Here is a 17,583-nt window from a genome sequence, read left to right as displayed (position 1 = left end):
TGCCCGATCGGCGGCGAACGGCCGTTGAGCGACGGGGAAATCGCGCTTGCCCGCAGCATGTTTGGCGATGCCATCGATTATGCGAAGGTTCGCATAAGGCGCAGGAAATGGGCCTTTTTCCAGCCCAGGCGCATCACCATGGCCCCGCGCGGGCACATCCATTTCCACCCGCTGGGCCAGGCCTATTGCGAGGACTTCGCCACTGCGCCCGTGCGTCGCCAGGCACTCTTCATCCACGAGATGACGCATGTCTGGCAAACGCAGACGCGCGGCGAATGGTATCTTGTGCTCAATCGCATGCCGTGGGCCAGCTATGACTACACGCTGAAACCCGGCTGGCCGCTGACCAGATATGGCATCGAACAGCAGGCCCGGATCGTGGAGCATGCTTTCCTGCTGCGAAACGGGTTCAAGCTGGCAGGAGTCGCCGATCCTGCAGCCTATGATGTACTGGTGAATTTTGCAGGAGCGACCAGCCCTAACACGCGTGCCACCTGATACGAGCCAAGGAAATCGCCATGTCCCACCACGTCGATCACGCCGCCATTCTTGCAGCCCATGCCCAGGTGCGCGGAGAGGTTGGCAATATCTGGCAAAAGCTGGACCCTGCGAAAACCGCGCATCTGGTGGTGGATATGCAAAATGGCTTCGTGGCGGAAGGCGCGCCTGTCGAAGTGCCGATGGCGCGCAATGTGGTGGAAAAGATCAACCGCCTCAGCCGCACAATCAGGTCGGCTGGCGGGAAAAACATCTTCCTGCGCTTCACTACGCCCGACCCTGACGGCCCCGCCGCCTGGCCGGTGTTTGCGGAGCGGATGCTGGACGGAATCGCCGCGCATCGGGAGGCTTTCACGCCCGGCGCGGATTACTGGCAGATGTGGCCGGAGATTGAGAACGAAGGAGAGGACCTGCTGGTGGACAAGCATCGGTTCAGCGGATTTACGCCCGGCACCAGCGATCTGCACGATGTGCTGCGCCAGCATGGCATGGAGAACCTTATCATCTCCGGCACGCTGACCAATTGCTGCTGCGAGAGCACCGCGCGCGATGCCATGCAGCTGAACTACCGTGTGGTGATGGCCGTGGATGCCTGCGCCGCGTTAAGCGAGGAGGCGCATGGTGGCACGCTGGATTCGATGGCGTTGATCTTTGCCGATCTGCGCACGGTCGATGAAATCGAAGGATTGCTGTCAAAAGAATGAGGGCGCCGACACCCACGGTGACGACGCCCTGCAATTTCATCCGCCCTTAGAAATAGCGGCGGTAATCATCGTCATAACGGCAATCGTCATCGACGTAGCGACCATCGCCGTAATAGCCATCGCACTGGTCATTCTTGTCGACCGCATAACCGACCACGCCGCCGATCGCAGCGCCTGCCAGTGCATAGGTCTCGATATCGCCACCCAGAAGGGCAGCGGCACCGGCACCGGCAGCAGCCCCGGCAAGGCCGCCTTCAACAGCATAATTTTCAGCACAAGCGCCAAGTCCAAGAGTGGACGCGACCAGTGCAGGCGCAAACAACAGCTTATTCATGTTCGATCTCCTTAACCCCTGTATCCAAGGGGTTACGGTCAAACGGGCCTGCTGGTTCCGGGTTCTGCGGAAATCAGGGACTTAGTCGGGTTTCTTTGCCACGCCCACCATGCTGGCGCGCAGCAGTCGATCCTTGATCATGTAGCCTGCCTGCATTTCCTGCACGACCGTGCCGGGCTCTGCATCATTGGTGGGAACTTCCATCATCGCCTGGTGCTGATTGGGGTCCAGCGGCAGGCCCATGGCCGCGATGCGCGTGATGCCATGCTGCGTGAACACCTTGTCCAGCTCCCGCTGGGTAGCCTGGATGCCGGCGACGAGGCCCTTGAACTTGCTGTCTTCTCGAAGATCCTCCGGAATGGCATCGATGCCGCGGGCCAGATTGTCTGCCACGCTCAGGATATCGCGTGCAAAGCCCGTTGAGGCATAGGCGCGCGCGTCCTGAACCTCTTTCTCAAGGCGGCGGCGCTGGTTCTGCGCTTCTGCCTTGGCATACAGCGTTTCCTGCTTGGCGGCTTCCAGATCGTCTCGCAGCTGCGCCAGTTCCGTTTCGAAATCCTGGCCCTCGCCTTCGCCCTCTTCGTCATCCTGGAGGAACTCCTCCGGCACGCCTTCAAGTTCGTTTTCCACCGCTTCGTCGCGGTTCTGTTCATTATCGATCATCTGTCTCGCTAACCAAATCTCTTGCCCAGGGATTGGGCGGTGAAGTCCACCATGGGAACGACGCGCGCGTAATTCAACCGCGTCGGCCCGATCACACCCAGCACGCCAACCACCTTGCCCTCCCGATCACGATAGGGCGCGGCAATGACGGACGAACCGGATAACGCGAACAGGCGATTTTCTGCACCGATGAAGATGCGGGTCGATTCTGCCTGCCGCGCGTTGTCGAGCAATTGCGCTACCGACTGCTTGTTTTCAAGGTCGTCCAGCAATTGACGCACACGTTCAAGGTCTGTCGCAACACTTTCGTCAATCAGGTTGGATGCGCCGCGCACGATCAGGACGGGGCGCTTGGTCGCATCCTCGCTCCACGTGGCGATGCCAGCTTCCACCAGCCGCTGGCTCGCTTCGTCCAGCTCGCTTTTGCCGGATCGGATTTCGGCTTGCATCGCTTTTGCAGCATCCGCCAGCGTGCGGCCGCGCAGGCGGGCGGTGATGTAATTGCCCGCTTCCTGCAAGGTGCCGGGCGCCACCGGACCATCCAGATCCAGCACGCGATTTTCCACGTGACCATCTTCCCCCACCAAGACGGCCAGCGCGCGGCGATCGTCCAGCGGAACCAGATTGACCTGCGCAAGCTGTGCTTCTCGCTGGGGCACCATCACCATGCCCGCCGCGCCCGAGAGGTTGGACAGGAGCGAACTGGTGTTGGCCAGCGCCTCCTCTATCGGGCCGGGCTGGCCCAGCTGCGCCTCTATTGCTGCGCGTTCGGCCTGCGTGGGTTCCGCCACCTGCATGATACCGTCCACGAACAGGCGCAGCCCAAGATCGGTGGGCAGTCGCCCCGCGCTGGTGTGCGGCGCTGCCAGCAGGCCGAAGCCTTCCAGCTCGCTCAACACCGATCGGATCGAGGCTGGCGACAGGTTCACCTCCCCACGCCGGGCGATGGTCTTGGAACCAACGGGCTGCCCGCTGGCGAGGTAATCCTCCACCACCAGGCGGAAAATCTCGCGTGCGCGATTGGTCAGTTCATTGATCGGTGGAGAAGCCATGACAGGGCTCTATCTAGTCGCTAGGGCCATTCGCGCAAACATCCCATCGGAGAAAACAATGCGACCTTCCGGCCGTGCGCCTGACGAAATGCGCGCCATTACCATCGAAACCGGCTTTACGAAGCATGCAGAGGGCAGCTGCCTGATCAGCTTTGGCGATACCCGCGTGCTGTGCACCGCCAGCGTGGAAGAACGCATTCCGCCGTGGCTACGCGGCAAGGGCCAGGGCTGGGTCACCGGTGAATATTCGATGCTGCCCCGCGCCACGCACACCCGCGGCAGCCGTGAAGCGGCCAAGGGCAAGCAGAGCGGCCGCACGCAGGAAATTCAGCGCCTTATCGGCCGATCCTTGCGCGCTGTCTGCGATATGGAAAAGCTGGGCGAGCGTCAGATCACGCTGGATTGCGACGTGATCCAGGCCGATGGCGGCACCCGTACCGCGTCGATCTCCGGCGCGTGGGTGGCACTTCGCCTTGCCGTGAACAAGCTGATGGCGGAAGGCGCGATCAAGAACGATCCGCTGACTGCCAAGATCGCTGCAATTTCCTGCGGCATCCATCAGGGCACGCCGGTGCTGGACCTCGATTATATCGAGGATTCGAATGCCGATGCCGATGCCAATTTCGTGCTGATCGAAGGCGGCCAGATTGCCGAGGTGCAGGCCACGGCAGAAGGCGCCACCTATGACGAGGAAGGCCTGCTGCGCCTGCTGCGTCTTGCACAGATGGGCTGTGCGGAAATCTTCAAGGCACAGGATGAAGCGGTGAAATGAGCCGGAAGCTGGGATCGGGAAAGCTGGTGATTGCCACGCATAATGCGGGCAAGCTGAAAGAAATCGCCAGGCTGATGGAGCCTTACGGGCTCGATTGCATATCGGCGGGATCGCTTGGCCTTCCCGAACCGCCCGAAACCGGCAAGACCTTTGTCGAGAACGCCTTGATAAAGGCGCGTGCGGCGGCGGAGGCTTCGGGCCTCCCCGCCCTCGCCGACGATAGCGGCCTGTCAGTCGCCGCGCTGGACGGCCGCCCCGGCGTTTACACCGCGGACTGGGCAGAACGGCAATGGTTCGAAGGGGAGCCGGGCCGCGACTGGTATATGGCCATGGGCAAGGTGGAAGGCCTGTTGCAGGGCATGGGGCCGGATACGCCCCGCGATTGCTGGTTTTCCTGCGTCCTCGCCCTCGCCTGGCCGGATGGAGAACACACCGTTTACGAAGGCCGCGCCGATGGCACGCTGACATGGCCGCCGCGCGGCACGATGGGCTTTGGCTACGATCCGGTGTTCGTGCCCGTTGGCCGCGAGCAGACCTTTGCTGAGCTGGACCCGCAGGAAAAGCACGCCATCAGCCACCGGGCCGATGCCTTTGCCAAGATGAAGGCAGACCAGTTCGGCGCTTAGAACACGCGCTGGTTATACACATTGCCTGCGGGGAAATACCGGCAGACCAGGAAATCATTCTGCCTGCCGCGCGCCACGGCGCAGCCCACCTCGCGCGTGCCGCGCCAGATGACTTGCGTGTAATGGCCCACATCGCGCCAGTTGCCGGTGGATGATACCTTGGGAAACTCCCCGTTGCGGAAATGCTGCCTCTCCGCCACGAAGCCGCCCACCATAGTATCCGCGCCGTAATATCCGGCGTGACCCATCCACAGGTTCTCACCGCTGCCGGCGCGCTGATCGCGCGTTGCGTGAATCATGCGGCCTTGCTGCGCCAGATGCTGCGCCCATTCATTCGCCTCGCGGGCAAGGCGAATGCTCCATTGCAGGCGCGGCACGCCCACCTGTGCGCGGGCGCGGTTGTGCTCTTCCAGCAGATCCATCGCGAAGGGATTGATCCTTTCGCGATGTTGTGCGGAAAGAGGCGCGGCGATGGCGCAAATTGATCCCAATGCCGCCAGCGCGGCGCAAATGACGCGTCCCTTTTTCATGAGACTGAACTTGACTTGTGCCGGTTAACGCATGCTGAAACATGGGCATGGCTCGCGCACTTTATATCCATTGGCCCTTCTGCCTCGCCAAATGTCCCTATTGCGACTTCAACTCGCATGTGCGCGACAGCGTGGATGTGGACGCGTGGCAGTCCGCGCTGCTGGCTGACCTGCGGCACGAGGCTGAGGTGGCTGGCGGAGAGACGCTGTCGTCGATCTTCTTTGGAGGGGGCACGCCGTCCCTCATGCCGCCATCTCTGGTGGAGGCGTTGCTGCGGGAGGCTGAGAGACTGTGGGGCTTTGCGCCCGGTATCGAAATCACGCTGGAGGCAAACCCGTCCTCGGTAGAAGCTGCCAATTTTGCGGCATTGGCCACGGCGGGGGTGAACCGCGTATCGCTTGGCCTGCAATCGCTGGATGATGCAGCACTGCAATTCCTTGGCCGCCTGCATAATGCGACAGAGGGTCTGAACGCGCTGGAGACGGCGCAAAGCGAGTTCGAACGCGTATCGTTTGACCTGATCTACGCCCTGCCCGGCCAGACGCAGCGCCATTGGCACGATCAGCTGTCGCGCGCGCTCAGCTTCGGCACGGGCCATCTCTCGCTGTATCAGCTGACGATAGAGCCGGGCACGCGCTTTGCCACCGATGTGCGGCGCGGCGGTTTCACCCCGCTGGATGATGACGATGCGGCCGATCTCTTCGCCGTGACGCGAGAATTGACTGCGGCGGCCGGCCTGCCTCCCTATGAAATCAGCAATCACGCGCGCGCCGGGGAGGAAAGCCGCCACAATCTCACCTACTGGCGATATGAGGATTACGCCGGTATCGGCCCCGGCGCACACGGGCGGCGCGGCGGTATGGCGACCATGCGGCACAAGAAGCCGGAGAACTGGCTGGATGCCGTGGCGCGCAACGGTCACGGCCTGAAGGAAGAGCGCGCGCTAGGCATGGCCGAACAGGCATCGGAAGCGCTGCTGATGGGCCTGCGGCTGGCAGAGGGCGTGGATCTGGATCGCCTCGCCTCTCGCATGTATCTGAAACCCGGCGATCTGATCAATACTGCCAAGCTGGCCCAATATGCTGATATCGGCCTGACATGGGTCGATGGGCCGCGCATTGGCGTATCGCCCGATGGCATGCCGCTGCTGGACGCCCTGCTGCCTGAACTGGTGGCGGACGATCTGGTATCGGCATGAGCGCCTCTGCCCTTCTGGACCAGTGGCAGGATTATCTGAGCGTGGCCCAGCGGCGCAGTCCGCACACCGTGCGCGCCTATGTCAGCACGGCGGAGAGGCTGCTGCTGGCGCTTGGGCTGACAGATTGGCAGGGCGTTGCCGGTATCTCCACGCGCGATCTGCGCGGCCATCTGGCATCGCGCCGGGCGGAAGGCATCGTGAATGTCTCTGCCGCGCGAGAACTCTCGGCGCTGAAAAGCTTTATCGGATTTGCGCGCGAACAGGTTGGCGCGGAACCCGGCACCGCACCGCGCATGCGGGGGCCGCGTGTGAAGAAGGGCCTGCCCCGCCCCGTCACCCCGGATGAAGCGACGGGCCTTGCCGCCATGGTTGAGTCCACTGCCCGCGAAGACTGGATCGGCCAGCGCGATGCCGCCGTCTTGTTGCTGATGTATGGCGCCGGGCTGCGCATCGCGGAGGCTCTTTCATTGACCGCGAGTGATCTTCCGCTGGGGGAGACTTTGGTGGTGACGGGCAAGGGTAACAAGCAGCGCGTCGTGCCGCTGATCCCGGTGGTGAGGGAAGCCGTGGCTGCCTATGCCAAGGCCTGCCCCCACCCGCTGAACGGCTCTGACGCCCTTTTCAAAGGTGCACAGGGCCGCCCGCTGTCGCCGGGCATGGTGCAAAAGGCGATGGCGCGGGCTCGCACCGCGTTGGGCCTGCCTGCCTCCGCAACGCCGCATGCCCTGCGCCACAGCTTTGCCACGCATCTGCTGGGAGCCGGGGCAGACCTTCGCAGCCTGCAGGAATTGCTGGGCCACGCCAGCCTTGGCTCAACGCAGATCTATACTCAGGTGGATGCTGCCCGGATGCTGGACGCCTATCGATCCGCCCATCCGCGCGAGGATGATTAGCTTTCCTCACGCTCCGCGCGCGGGGTCCAGGTGATCAGCCGCCAGATGTAGCCGACAATCGTCAACGCGATCAGGCCGATGATGATGTAGCCCAGAATATGCTGCGAATCCTCCAGCCAGTGGCCCAGCCATTGGCCGCCCTTGATCAGCAGCGCATTCCACACCAGCGAACCTGCAAAGGTATAGCCGAAAAAGCGCGCCAGCGGCATGCGCGCCAGCCCGGCTGGCAAGGAGATGATCGTGCGCAGGAACGGCGAAAAGCGCAGGAAGAAAACAACCCAGTGCCCGTGCCGCACGAAGAAGCGCTGGGCGTTCTCGATATGCTCCCAATCCACCGTCAGCCAGCGGCCCCAATTGTTCACGAAGGGCTCCAGCCGCTTGTAGCCCCACTTGGCGCCAATCCAGTACCAGAAGTAATTGCCCGCCACAGTGCCCAGCGTGCCGATCAGCAGCAGCGGCCAGAAATCCATCGATCCGCGCTGCACCAGCAAACCGCCGATACCCATGATTACTTCGCTGGGTACGGGCGGGATGATGTTTTCCAGCGCCATCAGCAGGAAGATACCGAAATATCCGCCCGCCTCGATCACATCGATGATCAGTGTGTCCATGCGCATCTAACTACCAGACGGCGCAATCGGTCCTTTTTGGACTACATTTCAGCGTGGCGACGCTCCAGCGCATCCCAGATCATGCCTGCCGTGTTGGTGCCATTGTAATTGTCGATAGCCACGATGCCGGTAGGACTGGTGACGTTGATCTCGGTCAGCCACTCTCCGCCTATCACGTCTATGCCAACGAAGGTGAGGCCGCGGCGCTTCAGCTCTGGCCCCATGGCGGCGCAGATTTCCTTCTCGCGATCCGTCAGCTGGCTGGCCTCGGCAGAGCCGCCCTGCGCCAGGTTGGACCGGAACTCCCCCTCCCCCGGCTTGCGGTTGATGGCGCCCGCCACCTCTCCATCCACCAGCACGATGCGCTTGTCGCCCTCTGCCACGCTGGGCAGGAAGGGCTGCACCATGTGCGGTTCGGGCCAGGTCTGGTTGAAAACCTCGAACAGGGCGGACGTGTTGGTGCCATCGGCATCGATCTTGAAGATCGCCTTGCCGCCATTGCCGTGCAGCGGTTTTACCACCACGGCGCCGTGCTTGCGCTGGAATTCCTGCACATCCTCCAGCTTGCGCGCGATCAGCGTGGGCGGCATGAACTCCGCGTAATTCAGCACGAACATCTTTTCCGGCGCATTGATAACTTCGCGCGGATCGTTGCTCACCAGCGTCCTGCCCTTCAGCCGGTCCAGCAGCAGGGCAGCGCTGATATAGCCAAGATCGAAGGGCGGATCCTGCCGCATCAGGATGACATCGATATCGTCTGCCAGGTCGATCTTTGCCAATGCTCCGGCGCTGAAATGATCGCCCTCCACGCGCTGCACGGTAACAGGCTTGGCCCATGCGGTGATGCGGCCTTCTTCCCACGCGAGCGTCGTGACGTCATAGTGCCACAGCGAATGCCCGCGCGCCTGCGCCTCCAGCATCAGGGCAAAGCTGGAATCGCCCGCGATCTTGATCGATTCGATCGGGTCCATCTGGACAGCGACTCTCAGGCTCATTTCACATTCCTCATCAGGGCAACCCGCATCAGGGCATCCAGGCGTTTTCGATGTGGCGTGGGGTCACGCCCGGTGCAAGGAGGATTACGTCGATCCGCATATCCTCGCCGCCGGTCGCATATTCGTGCGCCACGCTCTCCGCTGCGGCGGCCACGCGCGACAGGCGGTGTTCGTCGATAGCCAAATCCAGATCGGCGATGCGCTGGCGCCACTTTACCTCGACAAAGGCGATCAGCCCCTCGCGCTTCGCCACAAGGTCGATCTCGCCCACCTTGGTCTTGCGGCGGCGGGCGAGGATGGTCCACCCCTGCCCCTCCAGCCAGCGCGCGGCCTCGTCCTCCGCCTTGCGGCCGCGTTGTTCGGCAAGCTGGCGCTTCACTGCGATTTCAGTTCCATCGCGCGGGCGTACAGCGCCTTGCGGTCCAGCCCGGTCACCTTGGCAACCTGTGCGGCGGCCTGTGATGGCTTTTCTGTTTCCAGCAATTCGCGCAGCATGTCGTCCGCATCTGCCGCATCATGCTCCACTTCCGGCGGCGGACCGACTAGCAGCACGATCTCTCCCTTGGGCGGGTGCGCCTGATAATGGTCCAGCAGTTCGCGAGCAGAGCCAGTGCGGCATTCCTCGTAAAACTTGGTCAATTCTCTGCCAACGGCCACTTCCCGCCCTGGCAGCACCTGTTCGATGGCCGTCAGGCTTTTGCCAAGGCGCGGCGCGGTTTCGAAGAAGATCAGTGTGGATTGCACCGCGCCCAGTTCCTTCAGCACCTCGGCCCGTGCCTTTTCCTTTGACGGCAGGAAGCCTGCAAACAGGAAGCGATCATTGGGCAGGCCGGACAGGGCCAGCGCTGTCAGGGGAGCATTGGCGCCCGGCAAGGCGGTGATCGGGATGCCGGCCTCTCGCGCATCTTTAACCAGGCGAAAGCCGGGGTCCGATATCAGCGGCATTCCCGCATCGCTCACCAAAGCCACGGCGCGGGTCCGCATCGATTCGATCAGGCGGGCACGATCGTTGGGTGCGGAGTGATCGTCATACCGCCACAGCGGCTTTGATATCCCCAAGTGCCTGATAAGTTTCTGCGTTACGCGGGTATCCTCGCAGGCGATGCCATGGCACTGGGCCAGCACCTGGCTCGCTCGCACGGTGATATCGCCAAGATTGCCAATCGGCGTCGCCACGATATAGAGGCCGGGAGATAAGGGTTCGACAGGTTCGTTCACAGCAGCGGCCATGAACCATGTTCAGCGGAGCAAGCAAGCATGTTGGGTAATTTGAAGCGCATTCTGGCAGTTGGCATGGGCAGCCTGTTGCTGGCCGGTTGTCAGGTTATTCCGGGCGGAGAAAGCCCAACCCCGGATCGCGGCGGCCCCATTGTCGATCAGCCAACCGCGCCCGATCGCGCCGTGCTGCCCGAAGACGAAGGCCGTCACCGCGTGGCTCTGCTGGTGCCGATGAGCGGTTCCAATGCAGAGGTTGGCCAGTCCATCGCCAATGCCACCACCATGGCCCTGCTGGATACAGGCGCTGAAAACCTGCGCATCACCACTTACGATACCAGTGCGGGTGCCGGTGCTGCGGCAAGCCGCGCCATCAGTGATGGAAATCGCCTGATCCTTGGCCCGCTGCAGCGTGACAATGTGGGCGCTGTGCTGGCACAGGCCCGGCCCAGCGATGTGCCGCTGATCACCTTCTCCAACGATACAACCGTCGCCCGCGCCGATGTGTTCGTGATGGGCCATATTCCGGAACAATCGGTGGAACGCACCGTGGAATTCGCGGCAAAGCAGGGCGCAAGCCGCTTTGCCATTCTGGCCCCGCGTGGTGATTACGGCAATCGCACCACTGCCGCGGCAGAGCAGGCGATCATGGCGCGCGGCGGCACTGTTGTGGGCGTGCAGCGCTATGATCGCGGCAACACCTCCATCATCAGCGCGGCAGAGCGGTTGGCCGCAGGCAGCAGTTTCGACACCGTCCTGATCGCGGACAACGCGCGCCTTGCCGCAATGGCCGCACCGCGCCTGAAGGACGCAGGCGATGCCCTGCCCTCCATCATCGGCACCGAATTGTGGAGCAGGCAGGATTCGTTGCTGAGCGATGGCACGATGCGCGGCGCGTGGTTCTCCGCCGTGCCGGATGATCGCTATCGCCAGTTCGCCACCAGCTATCAGTCGCGCTTTGGCGAGGCACCCTATCGCATTGCCACTCTGGGCTACGATGCGGTGCTGCTGACCTTGCGGCTGACGCGGGACTGGCGGCCCGGCACCGATCTTCCCGCAGGCCTGCTGCTGGACGATGGCGGCTTTTTGGGCCTGGACGGGGCGATCCGCTTCAACAGCAACGGCATCGGCCAGCGCGCGATGGAAGTACGGCAGGTGGGCAATGGCGTCTTCACCATCGTCGATCCTGCGCCCACGGGCTTCTAACTGCCGGATAAGTTGCACCCCGCCGCTTGTGGGCGGGGATTCCCCGTGCCTATATCTATGGCATGAGCGACGATCTGTTTGAAAAAATGCCCGCCGGTGGCGGCGATTACGATTCCTCTTCCATCGAGGTGCTGGAAGGGCTGGAGCCCGTCCGCCGCCGCCCCGGCATGTATATCGGCGGCACGGATGACCGCGCGCTGCACCACCTCGCCGCCGAAGTGCTCGACAATTCGATGGACGAAGCGGTGGCAGGCCATGCCAACCGCATCGAGATGGTGCTGGAAGAAGGCAACCGGCTGACCATTACCGATAACGGCCGCGGCATGCCGGTGGACGAGCATCCGAAGTTTCCGGGCAAGTCCACGCTGGAAGTGATCATGACCACGCTGCATTCGGGCGGCAAGTTCTCCGGCAAGGCCTATGCCACCAGCGGCGGCTTGCACGGCGTGGGTGTTTCTGTCGTGAACGCCCTTTCCAGCCACACGCGGGTGGAGGTTGCGCGCAACAAGGAAGTTTACGCGCAGGAATTTTCGCAAGGCCTGCCGCAGGGCAAGATCGCCAAGGTAGGCGATACACCCAACCGTCGCGGCACCAGCGTAACCTTCGTGCCCGACACGGAGATTTTCGGCGATCGCAAGTTCAACCCGAAGCGGTTGTTCAAGCTGGCCCGATCCAAGGCTTATCTTTTTGCAGGCGTTGAAATCCGCTGGAAATGCGCGCCCTCACTCGCCAGCGAAGATGTGCCGCAGGAAGCGACATTCCAGTTCCCCGGTGGGCTTGCCGATCACCTGAAGGAAGAAGTGGGCGACCGCGAATGCGTCACTACCGATTTCTTCGCCGGCAAGCAGGATTTTGCCGAGAATGACGAAGGCCAGCAGATGGGCAGCGTGGAATGGGCCGTCGCCTGGCCGCTATGGTCCGATGGCTCCACCAGCTGGTATTGCAACACCGTGCCCACGCCCGATGGCGGCACGCACGAAGCGGGTGTACGCGCCGCTCTCACCAAGGGCCTGCGCGCTTTCGGTGATCTGACCGGCACCAAGAAGGCCAAGGACCTGACCGCTGACGATGTGATGACGGGCGCGGAGATCATGCTGTCCGTCTTCATCCGCGATCCACAGTTCCAGAGCCAGACGAAGGACCGCCTCACCTCTCCCGAAGCCGCGCGGCTGGTGGAAAATGCCGTGCGCGACCATTTCGACCATTTCCTGTCCGACAATATGGAACGCGGCAAGGCGCTGCTTGGCTCCGTGATGGAGCGGATGGAAGAGCGGCTGAAGCGCAAGCAGGAACGCGAGATCAAGCGCAAGACGGCCACCAACGCCAAGAAGCTGCGCCTGCCCGGCAAGCTGACCGATTGCAGCGGCGAAACTGATGGCGAGACCGAGCTGTTCATCGTGGAAGGCGACTCCGCAGGCGGCAGCGCAAAGCAGGCGCGCAATCGCAAGACGCAGGCGATCCTGCCCATTCGCGGCAAGATCCTGAACGTCGCCAGCGCCACGGCAGACAAGATCCGCGCTAACTCCGAAATCGCCGACCTCGCGCTGGCGCTGGGCTGCGGCATGCGCAAGGATTGCGATGCCGAGGCGCTACGGTACGACCGCGTGGTGATCATGACCGATGCCGACGTGGACGGCGCGCATATCGCCACCTTGCTGATGACGTTCTTCTTCCAGGAAATGCCCGATCTGGTGCGCAAGGGGCACCTCTATCTCGCCCAGCCGCCGCTCTATCGGCTGACCGCGGGCAAGGAGAGCCGCTACGCCCGCGACGACGAGCATCGTGCCGAGCTGGAAGCAACGGTGTTCAAGGGCAAGAAGGTGGACGTGGGCCGGTTCAAGGGCCTTGGCGAAATGAACCCGCAGCAATTGCGCGAAACCACAATGGCGCCAGAGACCCGCTCCCTGATCCGCATCACCCTGCCCGAACAGAACGAACAGCGTTTCGCGGTAAAGGAACTGGTGGACCAACTGATGGGTCGCAACCCGGAACATCGCTTTAACTTCATCCAGAACCGCGCGGGCGAGATCGATCGCGATTTGATCGACGCGTGATTGTGCGCCAAGGTGCGGGGATGAAACGCCCTTTCCTTGCATCGCTTGCGGCACTTGCTGCGTCGTTTTACGCCCCCGCCCCCGCGCAGGCCCAGAATGCGGAGGAGAGCGCGCGGCTGGAAGAGCGCGGAGACGACATCATCGCCGCCATGCGCGGCGACGCCAGTTACGATAGCGTGTTTGCCGATGCCTTTGTGAATGCCGTTCCGCAGGACAGGTTTCTGGCAATCAAGCAGCAGCTGGAAACGCAGTTCGGCCCGCTTGTGGGTATTGAAATGCTGGACCCCGTGTCTGCCAATGGTGCCACTATCGCCATCCGGTTCGAACGGGGTCTGGCCAACGGTTCCTTCAATCTGGAAACGGCAGAACCGTACGAGATCAACGGCTTCGTGCTGAACGATGTCCGCCCGATTGGAGACAATACTGGCCAATTGCTCAGCGCGATTCAGGCCCTGCCCGGCGAAACAGCCGTGCTGGTTGCACCGCTTGGCGGCGGTGAGCCGATGATGTCCCACAATGCGGACCAGCAATTTGCTATCGGCTCCACCTTCAAGCTTTACGTGCTGTCCGCGCTTGCCCACTCCATCGCGCAAGGGGAGCGAAACTGGTCTGACGTGGTGCGCCTTTCGCAGCGCAGCTATCCCAGTGGTCAGTTGCAGAACTGGCCGGAAGGCGCGCCTGTCACCTTGCACACGCTGGCCACGCTGATGATTTCAAACAGCGACAATACCGCCACGGATCAATTGATCACCGAGCTTGGGCGTGATGCAGTGGAGGCGGAAGTTATCGCCGCCGGCCATTCCGCGCCGGAGGGCATGTTCCCCTTCCTCACCACCAGAGAGCTGTTCCTGCTGAAGTCGGACGGGATCGAGAACCTGGGAAAATACGCCGCCGCTGGGACTGCGGAGCGGCTCGCTTTGTTGCAGGAACTGGCGCAGCTTGATCGCGGCTCGGAAGACATACAGGCCGCCTTTGCCGGTGGACCCGTGGCCATTGATGTCGAATGGCTTGCGTCCGTCAGCGATATCGCAAGCCTGTTTTCCCGCATCACGCAGCTGGAGGACCAGACCGCGCTGGACATTCTGGCGGTCAATCCATCCATGTCCGGCGCCATGCGCGATAGCTGGGATTACGTGGGGTACAAGGGCGGATCGGAGCCCGGCGTCCTCAACCTCAGCTGGTTGCTGCGCGATGCGGCGGGCACCTGGCAGGTCGTCAGCATGAGCTGGAACGATAGCGAAGCGCCGGTGGATCAAAGCGCGTTCGAATTGCTGGCCATGCGCGCCATCGCCCTCGCCGCTGGAAACTAGCTTCGCCTTGCGATGTTGCATCGCAATATCTAGCTAGAGGCAAGCACAGGCAATTCAGGCGAGATAATGACCCAGCGCTTCTCCGGCACCGAAAACTACGTTGCGACAGACGATCTGAAGGTGGCGGTGAACGCCGCCGTTACCCTGCGGCGGCCACTGCTGGTGAAGGGTGAGCCGGGCACTGGCAAGACGGTACTGGCGCATGAAATCGCGAAGGCAATCGATGCGCCGCTGATCGAATGGGGCGTGAAAAGCACCACCAAGGCGCAGCAGGGGCTTTACGAATATGATGCCGTGGCACGCCTGCGCGATGGGCAACTGGGTGACGAGCGCGTTCACGACATCTCCAACTACATCCGCAAGGGCAAGCTGTGGGAGGCTTTCACTTCCCCGCAATTGCCCGTGCTGCTGATCGACGAGATCGACAAGGCCGATATCGAGTTTCCGAACGACCTGTTGCAGGAACTCGATCGCATGGAATTCGACGTTTACGAAACGGGCGAGCGCGTGGCCGCAAAGGAGCGCCCCATCGTCGTCATCACCTCCAACAACGAGAAGGAATTGCCCGACGCATTCCTGCGCCGCTGTTTTTTCCACTACATCAAGTTTCCCGATGGCGACACGATGCGCGAAATCATCGATGTGCACTTCCCCGATATTCAGAAGCGCCTGGTGAGCGAGGCGCTGGAGATGTTCTACAAGATCCGCGAAGTGCCGGGCCTGAAGAAGAAGCCTTCCACTTCCGAACTGCTGGACTGGCTAAAGCTGCTGCTGGTGGAAGACATGCCGCTGGAAGTGTTGCAGAACAAGGACCCCAGCAAGGCCATTCCGCCGTTGCACGGCGCGCTGCTGAAGAACGAGGCTGACGTGATGCTGCTGGAACGGCTCGCTTTCATGGCCCGGCGCGAAAACCGCTGAAGGCGGGCGCGTGCTTCTCAATTTCCTCGACGAATTGCGCAGTGCGGGCATCCGAGCCAGCCTGAAGGAACACCTCACCCTGCTGGAGGCGCTGGACAGCGACGTGATCGAACGGCGGCCCGAGGATTTCTACTATCTCGCCCGCGCGACATATGTGAAGGACGAGGGGCTGCTGGACCGCTTCGACCAGGTTTTTCACAAGGTCTTCAACGGCGTCTTCTCCGAACTGGGGGAGGAGCAGGCCAGCATTCCGGAAGAATGGCTGCGCGCCGTCACCGAGAAATTCCTGACCGAGGAAGAGCGCGCCAAGATCGAGGAATTGGGCGACTGGGACGAGATCATGGAGACGCTGAAGAAGCGTCTGGAAGAACAGGAGGGGCGCCACGAAGGCGGCAACAAGTGGATCGGGACGGGCGGCACCAGCCCCTTCGGCCATTCAGGCTACAACCCGGCGGGCGTGCGCATCGGCGGTGAAAGCCGTGACCGCCGCGCGATCAAGGTGTGGGAGAAGCGCGAATTCGCCAATTTGGACAGCACGCGCGATCTGGGCACCCGCAACATCAAGGTGGCGCTGCGCCGCCTGCGCCGTTTCGCCCGCGAGGGTGCTGCCGACGAGCTTGATCTCGATGCAACCATTCGCGGTACGGCAAAGCAGGGATGGCTCGATATCCGCATGCGGCCGGAGCGGCACAATGCTGTGAAACTGCTGCTGTTCCTGGATGTCGGCGGATCGATGGATGACCATGTAAAGGTGACCGAGGAGCTTTTCAGCGCGGCCACCAGCGAATTCAAGAACATGGAATTCTACTACTTTCACAACTGCCTTTACGAAAGCGTGTGGAAAGACAATTCCCGCCGCTGGAGCGAGCGCATCCCGACCTGGGATCTGCTGCATAAGTACGGCCACGACTACAAGATCATCTTCGTCGGCGATGCCGCCATGAGCCCCTACGAAATCGCTTGGGAAGGCGGCAGCGTGGAGCATATGAACGAGGAGACGGGCGAGACCTGGCTGAAGCGCGTGGTGGATACCTACCCCGCCGTCGCATGGCTGAACCCCAAGGCACAGCGCACGTGGCAATATACGCAGTCGACACAGATGATCCGCCAGATCATGGGCGATCGCATGTATCCGCTGACGCTGGACGGGCTGGATGACGCGATGCGGGCGCTCAGCCGCAAGCAGGGATAGACGCGGCTAGAATTCTCTCGGCACGGCAGCGAACATGGCCTTTACCGCAGGGCGATCGTTGATCTGCTGTATCCAGCGCACCAGCCCCGGCGTATCATCCGGGTTCACCAGTTCCGCAAAGCCTTTCTCCATGCCGTTGGCGATGGCGAAATTGCAGATGTCGGCCAGCGAGTAGATGCCGCCCGCCAGCCATTCATTATCGCGCAGGTGATCGTCCAGCCGTTTCACACTGACGGCGATCTTGCGCATTTCCTCGTCCAGCATGTCCTGCGGGAAGCCTTCGCGGGCGCGGCGCCATTTCACCTGCTGTTCCGGGATCGGAATGCGGGCGACGACCTTTTCGAACTCATCGTCCGAGAGGCCCTTCACCATCTGGCTGACGTGGCGGTGCCAGCCGATGGTGGAGACGCACCAGCAGAAATATTCATCCACCCACTTCGTCCACACCCGCATCTGCGCCGTGTCGAAATGGCTTTCCGGGCGCAGGCGTACATCGGTGGGATGCGCATCCTCCAGATATTCGCAGATCACCGTGCTTTCGGTGATGATCTTGCCATCATCGTCCAGCGCCGGGACTTGCCCGCGCGGATTTATAGCCTTGTACCAATCCTGATGATGTTCGAACTGAGCCGGGTTCAGCAGCCGGTGTTTGAACTCCAGCCCCTTTTCATAAAGCGCCAGCGTGGGCTTCAGTGAATTTGCGCCCGGTCCGAAACTGTAGAGTGTCAGCAATGCCTTCTCCCCGATGGTCTATGTCTTGCGCCATCATGGCCGCACATTTGCGCAGATCGCCGCTGAGCGCAAATGGCGG

At 62.1% G+C, this 17,583-nt stretch carries 20 protein-coding genes; 11 read left to right on the top strand and 9 right to left on the bottom strand.

Annotated features, from left to right (window positions below):
- Positions 1-57: 57 nt before the first annotated feature.
- Positions 58-498 carry a vgr related protein gene (locus GRF63_RS08800; protein WP_202131710.1) on the top strand — a complete coding sequence of 147 codons (441 nt, stop codon included), beginning with the start codon at positions 58-60 and terminating at the stop codon, positions 496-498.
- Positions 499-518: 20 nt separating this feature from the next.
- The gene (locus GRF63_RS08795; protein WP_160485656.1) at positions 519-1,202 is read left to right on the top strand and encodes a cysteine hydrolase family protein; all 684 of its coding nucleotides are present in this window, start codon (positions 519-521) and stop codon (positions 1,200-1,202) included.
- 46 nt (positions 1,203-1,248) lie between these two features.
- Here GRF63_RS08795 and GRF63_RS08790 read toward each other — a convergent pair whose 3' ends face one another.
- The 3 genes from GRF63_RS08790 to hrcA form a co-directional block, all read right to left on the bottom strand.
- The gene (locus tag GRF63_RS08790) at positions 1,249-1,536 is read right to left on the bottom strand and encodes a glycine zipper domain-containing protein (protein ID WP_160485655.1); all 288 of its coding nucleotides are present in this window, start codon (positions 1,534-1,536) and stop codon (positions 1,249-1,251) included.
- Positions 1,537-1,617: 81 nt separating this feature from the next.
- Complete coding sequence (locus GRF63_RS08785; protein WP_160485654.1) at positions 1,618-2,199, bottom strand: nucleotide exchange factor GrpE; 582 nt, start codon at positions 2,197-2,199, stop codon at positions 1,618-1,620.
- Positions 2,200-2,207: 8 nt separating this feature from the next.
- Positions 2,208-3,251 carry a heat-inducible transcriptional repressor HrcA gene (gene hrcA / locus GRF63_RS08780; RefSeq protein ID WP_160485653.1) on the bottom strand — a complete coding sequence of 348 codons (1,044 nt, stop codon included), beginning with the start codon at positions 3,249-3,251 and terminating at the stop codon, positions 2,208-2,210.
- Positions 3,252-3,309: 58 nt separating this feature from the next.
- Between hrcA and rph the strand changes: the two genes are divergently transcribed.
- Both rph and rdgB read left to right on the top strand, forming a co-directional pair.
- Positions 3,310-4,023, top strand: a complete 714-nt coding sequence (rph, locus tag GRF63_RS08775) for a ribonuclease PH (protein WP_160485652.1) — start codon at positions 3,310-3,312, stop codon at positions 4,021-4,023.
- Positions 4,020-4,649, top strand: coding sequence for an RdgB/HAM1 family non-canonical purine NTP pyrophosphatase (gene rdgB, locus GRF63_RS08770; protein ID WP_160485651.1), 630 nt, complete (start codon positions 4,020-4,022; stop codon positions 4,647-4,649). The genes rph and rdgB overlap by 4 nt, the downstream gene beginning before the upstream one ends.
- On the opposite strand, the gene GRF63_RS08765 is transcribed toward rdgB, so the two are convergent.
- Positions 4,646-5,179, bottom strand: a complete 534-nt coding sequence (locus GRF63_RS08765; protein ID WP_237392395.1) for a CAP domain-containing protein — start codon at positions 5,177-5,179, stop codon at positions 4,646-4,648. The genes rdgB and GRF63_RS08765 overlap by 4 nt on opposite strands.
- A gap of 47 nt (positions 5,180-5,226) precedes the next feature.
- Between GRF63_RS08765 and hemW the strand changes: the two genes are divergently transcribed.
- Together hemW and GRF63_RS08755 are read left to right on the top strand one after the other, a co-directional pair.
- Positions 5,227-6,378 (top strand): radical SAM family heme chaperone HemW, encoded by a 1,152-nt coding sequence (hemW, locus tag GRF63_RS08760; protein ID WP_160485650.1) that lies wholly within the window; start codon positions 5,227-5,229, stop codon positions 6,376-6,378.
- Complete coding sequence (locus GRF63_RS08755) at positions 6,375-7,271, top strand: tyrosine recombinase XerC (protein WP_160485649.1); 897 nt, start codon at positions 6,375-6,377, stop codon at positions 7,269-7,271. Before hemW ends, GRF63_RS08755 begins: the two co-directional genes overlap by 4 nt.
- Here GRF63_RS08755 and GRF63_RS08750 read toward each other — a convergent pair.
- From GRF63_RS08750 to rsmI, 4 genes are read right to left on the bottom strand one after another with little or no spacing between them, the layout of a single operon-like run.
- Positions 7,268-7,882, bottom strand: coding sequence for a DedA family protein (locus GRF63_RS08750; RefSeq protein WP_160485648.1), 615 nt, complete (start codon positions 7,880-7,882; stop codon positions 7,268-7,270). The genes GRF63_RS08755 and GRF63_RS08750 overlap by 4 nt on opposite strands.
- 41 nt (positions 7,883-7,923) lie before the next feature.
- Positions 7,924-8,877 (bottom strand): glutathione synthase, encoded by a 954-nt coding sequence (gene gshB, locus GRF63_RS08745; RefSeq protein WP_160485647.1) that lies wholly within the window; start codon positions 8,875-8,877, stop codon positions 7,924-7,926.
- 28 nt (positions 8,878-8,905) lie between these two features.
- Positions 8,906-9,256, bottom strand: coding sequence for a YraN family protein (locus tag GRF63_RS08740; protein WP_160485646.1), 351 nt, complete (start codon positions 9,254-9,256; stop codon positions 8,906-8,908).
- The gene (gene rsmI, locus GRF63_RS08735; RefSeq protein ID WP_160485645.1) at positions 9,253-10,107 is read right to left on the bottom strand and encodes a 16S rRNA (cytidine(1402)-2'-O)-methyltransferase; all 855 of its coding nucleotides are present in this window, start codon (positions 10,105-10,107) and stop codon (positions 9,253-9,255) included. The genes GRF63_RS08740 and rsmI overlap by 4 nt, the downstream gene beginning before the upstream one ends.
- 27 nt (positions 10,108-10,134) lie before the next feature.
- On the opposite strand from rsmI, the gene GRF63_RS08730 reads away from it, so the two are divergent.
- The 5 genes from GRF63_RS08730 (at position 10,135) to GRF63_RS08710 (ending at position 16,772) form a co-directional block, all read left to right on the top strand.
- Positions 10,135-11,298 carry a penicillin-binding protein activator gene (locus tag GRF63_RS08730; protein WP_160485644.1) on the top strand — a complete coding sequence of 388 codons (1,164 nt, stop codon included), beginning with the start codon at positions 10,135-10,137 and terminating at the stop codon, positions 11,296-11,298.
- Positions 11,299-11,360: 62 nt separating this feature from the next.
- Positions 11,361-13,352 (top strand): DNA topoisomerase IV subunit B, encoded by a 1,992-nt coding sequence (gene parE / locus GRF63_RS08725; protein ID WP_160485643.1) that lies wholly within the window; start codon positions 11,361-11,363, stop codon positions 13,350-13,352.
- A gap of 20 nt (positions 13,353-13,372) precedes the next feature.
- The gene (locus GRF63_RS08720) at positions 13,373-14,662 is read left to right on the top strand and encodes a serine hydrolase (protein ID WP_160485642.1); all 1,290 of its coding nucleotides are present in this window, start codon (positions 13,373-13,375) and stop codon (positions 14,660-14,662) included.
- A 66-nt stretch (positions 14,663-14,728) separates the two neighbouring features.
- Positions 14,729-15,580, top strand: a complete 852-nt coding sequence (locus GRF63_RS08715; protein WP_160485641.1) for an AAA family ATPase — start codon at positions 14,729-14,731, stop codon at positions 15,578-15,580.
- A 10-nt stretch (positions 15,581-15,590) separates the two neighbouring features.
- Positions 15,591-16,772, top strand: coding sequence for a VWA domain-containing protein (locus GRF63_RS08710; protein WP_160485640.1), 1,182 nt, complete (start codon positions 15,591-15,593; stop codon positions 16,770-16,772).
- Positions 16,773-16,778: 6 nt separating this feature from the next.
- Here the strand turns inward: GRF63_RS08710 and GRF63_RS08705 are convergent, their stop codons facing one another.
- Complete coding sequence (locus tag GRF63_RS08705; RefSeq protein WP_160485639.1) at positions 16,779-17,504, bottom strand: glutathione S-transferase family protein; 726 nt, start codon at positions 17,502-17,504, stop codon at positions 16,779-16,781.
- Positions 17,505-17,583 lie beyond the last annotated feature (79 nt).

The organism is Aurantiacibacter rhizosphaerae (assembly GCF_009807005.1).
GTDB lineage: Bacteria > Pseudomonadota > Alphaproteobacteria > Sphingomonadales > Sphingomonadaceae > Alteraurantiacibacter > Alteraurantiacibacter rhizosphaerae.
The sequence above is the reverse complement of the archived record's forward strand: the minus strand, read 5'-3'. Positions and strand labels throughout refer to the sequence as shown.